General features: G+C 61.8%; 3 protein-coding genes. 1 reads left to right on the forward strand and 2 read right to left on the reverse strand.

Going from position 1 to position 3006, the window contains the following annotated elements:
- Positions 1–92: 92 nt before the first annotated feature.
- Positions 93–1094, reverse strand: a complete 1002-nt coding sequence (locus tag ACYVDE_RS18815) for a long-chain-fatty-acid--protein ligase (RefSeq protein WP_460503085.1) — start codon at positions 1092–1094, stop codon at positions 93–95.
- Positions 1095–1210: 116 nt separating this feature from the next.
- Here ACYVDE_RS18815 and ACYVDE_RS18820 point away from each other — a divergent pair, with 116 nt between their 5' ends.
- Complete coding sequence (locus ACYVDE_RS18820) at positions 1211–1798, forward strand: hypothetical protein (RefSeq protein WP_460503086.1); 588 nt, start codon at positions 1211–1213, stop codon at positions 1796–1798.
- A 22-nt stretch (positions 1799–1820) separates the two neighbouring features.
- Here the strand turns inward: ACYVDE_RS18820 and ACYVDE_RS18825 are convergent.
- Positions 1821–3006, reverse strand: a 1186-nt coding sequence (locus ACYVDE_RS18825) for an alpha-ketoacid dehydrogenase subunit beta (protein WP_460503087.1), incomplete at its 5' end; no start/stop codon positions are given.

The raw sequence follows: 3006 nt of genomic DNA on the forward strand, positions 1-3006 counted from the left end.
CATGCACGCAGCCCGAATTAAAATTTGCATCGACCGACATAATCACAGAACCATCCTCACTTAGACCACCGCCAAAATTTCTTTGCTACTAATCACACCATCTGATTACACCCGCGCACGTCCGAATTATCCATGCGCCCCAGCACCTCAAACGAGCCGTCCGGGTGCATGCGGGCTAAGTCCTTGGTTTCGATGAACGCGCAGGAATCGATGTTCGCCAAATCAATTACGTTGATAGCCCCATCGGGTCGGAACTCGGCCACCGAGAACGGGTCGGAAGGCTCGCGTAGCAGCACCCGTAGCGGCGGCGGGCAGTGGAAGCGGCCGTCGCCCAGCGAGTAGGCCTGGCTGAGCAGCTCCGTCATGCCGTACTCGGAGTGGATGCCGGCGGGGCCGAACGCCTGCTGCAATTCCTGGTGCAGCTCCTCGCGTATCATTTCGCGGCGGCGGCCCTTCATACCCCCGGTTTCGAGCACCGTCAGGCCCTGCAGCTCGGGCGCGGGGCCGGTGGCGGCGGCGAAATCCAGCAGCGCGTAGCTCACTCCGATGAGCATGACGAGGCGGCCGGGCACTTGCTTAGCCTCGGCCAGCTCGGCGCGCAGGGCGGCGTGGTCGTGCAGGAAAAAGGCGGGCTGCGCCTGGCCCGACTGCCGGGCGAAATAGTCCACCATCGCCACCAGCGAGGAATTGCCCTGCTCCAGGTACGACGGCAGCAGCGCCAGAAACGTCCAGCCGGTGAGCGGGCCGTAGTATTGCTCGAAGATGCGGGCAGCGTTTTCGCGGTATAGAGCGGGCTCGCGCACGAGGTGGCGGCTGCGCTGCTGTAAGGTCGTGCCGCTGCTCAGAAATTTCTCCTGCGGCTGCCAGTCGGCCCCGTCGGTGCGCACCTCGTGGGTTTTGAAAAACTCGATGGGCAGAAAGGGAATGTCCGTGAGGCGGGCCACGGCGGCCGGGTCGCGGCGCAGCTGGGCCAGGTACTGGGCGTAGGGTGGGCAGTGCGCGGCCTGGTGCCGGAACAGCGCCAGCGCGGCCGCCTCGAACGTAGCCGGCGTGAGTTGCGGCAGAGCCCGCATGAAATCGGAACGGAAAGACATAAGATAATTGAGCAACACGACCGAGGCTGAACCAACCAATCGCGCTATTCGTTGCGAAGCACGTACTTTAGGGCCGCAGCGGCCGTTGAGTCGCTGAACTTACTTCTTTGGTTTCTATGAATCTGTTTCGTACCCTCGGTGCCGTTGTGGTGCTGGTCTCTGGTTGGGCTGGCGTCAGCAGCTGCCTGAAAGCGCCCAGCTACCCAACCACACCCAGTATCAGCTTCAACAACCTGACGAAAATATACGCGCCGCCGCCGGTGCCCGGTGCCACGCCCGGCGATACGCTCGTGTTTGCCGTTGATTTTCAGGATGGCGACGGCGACCTCGGCCTCGATGACGCTGATACGAAAGTACCACCCTACAATTCCCAAACCGGCGGGCATAATGGGCTAGCTACCAGCAACAACTACTTCATTCAGGCTTTTAAAAGAGTCGGCACTGCTCCCAATTACACGTTTGTGCCGTTTTACACGCCTAACGGCTATCCCGGCGAATACGACGGCCGCTACCCGCGGCTGGAGCCTACTACTGATAACAAGCCGGCTCCCCTCAAGGGAACATTGCGCTACAAGCTGCGCCTGCCCCTGAACCGGACTTCGTATTCCGTCGGCGATGTCTTTCGATTCGAAATCAGTATTATGGACCGGGCCATGCACCAAAGCAACACGGTCACAACTACCGAAATAACGCTGGGCCCGTAAGCCCAGCGTTATTTTTTTTGGCCTAGTAAATCTCGGGAAACTGCTCGGGGTCGGCCTCGTGCATCAGCTCGTACACAGTGTCGAACACATCTTCGGCGTTGGGCTTGCTGAAGTAGTCGCCGTCGGAGCTGTAGGCCGGGCGGTGGGGCTGCGCGGCCAGGCAGCGCGGCTGCGCGTCGAGGAAGCGGTAGGCCTGCTGCTCGTCGAGCACCTGCTGCATCATATAGGCCGTGGCGCCGCCGGGCACGTCCTCGTCGGCAAATACCACGCGGTTGGTTTTGGCCAGGCTGTCGGCAATGAGCTGGTCGGTATCGAAAGGCAGCAAAGTCTGCACGTCAATCACTTCGACGGAAATGCCTACTTCGGCCAGCTGCCGGGCGGCGTCCATCACGATGCGGCACATCGAGCCGTAGGTTACTACGGTTACGTCGGTGCCTTTTTGCAGCACCTCGGGGCGGCCCAGCGGCAGCGTGAATTCGCCCACGTTACTCGGCGTTTTTTCCTTCAGGCGGTAGCCATTCAAACACTCAATTACGATGGCCGGCTCGTCGCTGCGCAGCAGCGTATTGTAGAAGCCGGCGGCCTGCACCATGTTGCGCGGCACGCACACGTGCATGCCCCGGATGCTGCCCAGAATCATTTGCATGGGCGAGCCCGAGTGCCACACACCCTCCAGCCGGTGCCCGCGGGTGCGCACAATCAGCGGAGCCTTCTGGCCGCCTTTGGTGCGGTACTGCAGGCAGGCCAGGTCGTCGCTCAGAATCTGGATGGCGTAGAGCAGGTAATCGAGGTATTGAATCTCGATGATGGGTCGCAGGCCGCGCAGGGCCGCGCCAATGCCCTGCCCGGCAATGGTGCACTCGCGGATGCCGGTATCGGTCACGCGCAGCTCGCCGAATTTGTCCTGCAAGCCCGCGAAGGCTTGGTTCACGTCACCAATCTTGCCCACATCCTCACCGATGGCGAAGATTTTGGGGTCGCGCTGGAAGTTGGCGTCGAAGCAGGCTTGCAGCACCTCGCGGCCGTCTACCTGGCCGGCATCGGCGACGTAGGTGGCGGGTACTTCTTCGATGTTGCCCACGGCCCACTCACTCTGGCTGAACAGGTTGGAGTTATAGCGGTCGGCGTTTTCGGCCAGCAGCTGCTCGAGGTGGCGCTGGATGGCGCGGCGGCCGGCGCTGCGCTTCTCGTGGCGCACGTAGCGCAGG

Source organism: Hymenobacter agri, assembly GCF_054778495.1.

Excerpts from the sequence above, each read along its gene's own strand:
- ACYVDE_RS18815 (WP_460503085.1), bottom strand. The coding sequence starts at position 1,094 with ATGTCTTTCCGTTCCGATTTCATGCGGGCTCTGCCGCAACTCACGCCG.
- ACYVDE_RS18820 (WP_460503086.1), top strand. The coding sequence starts at position 1,211 with ATGAATCTGTTTCGTACCCTCGGTGCCGTTGTGGTGCTGGTCTCTGGT.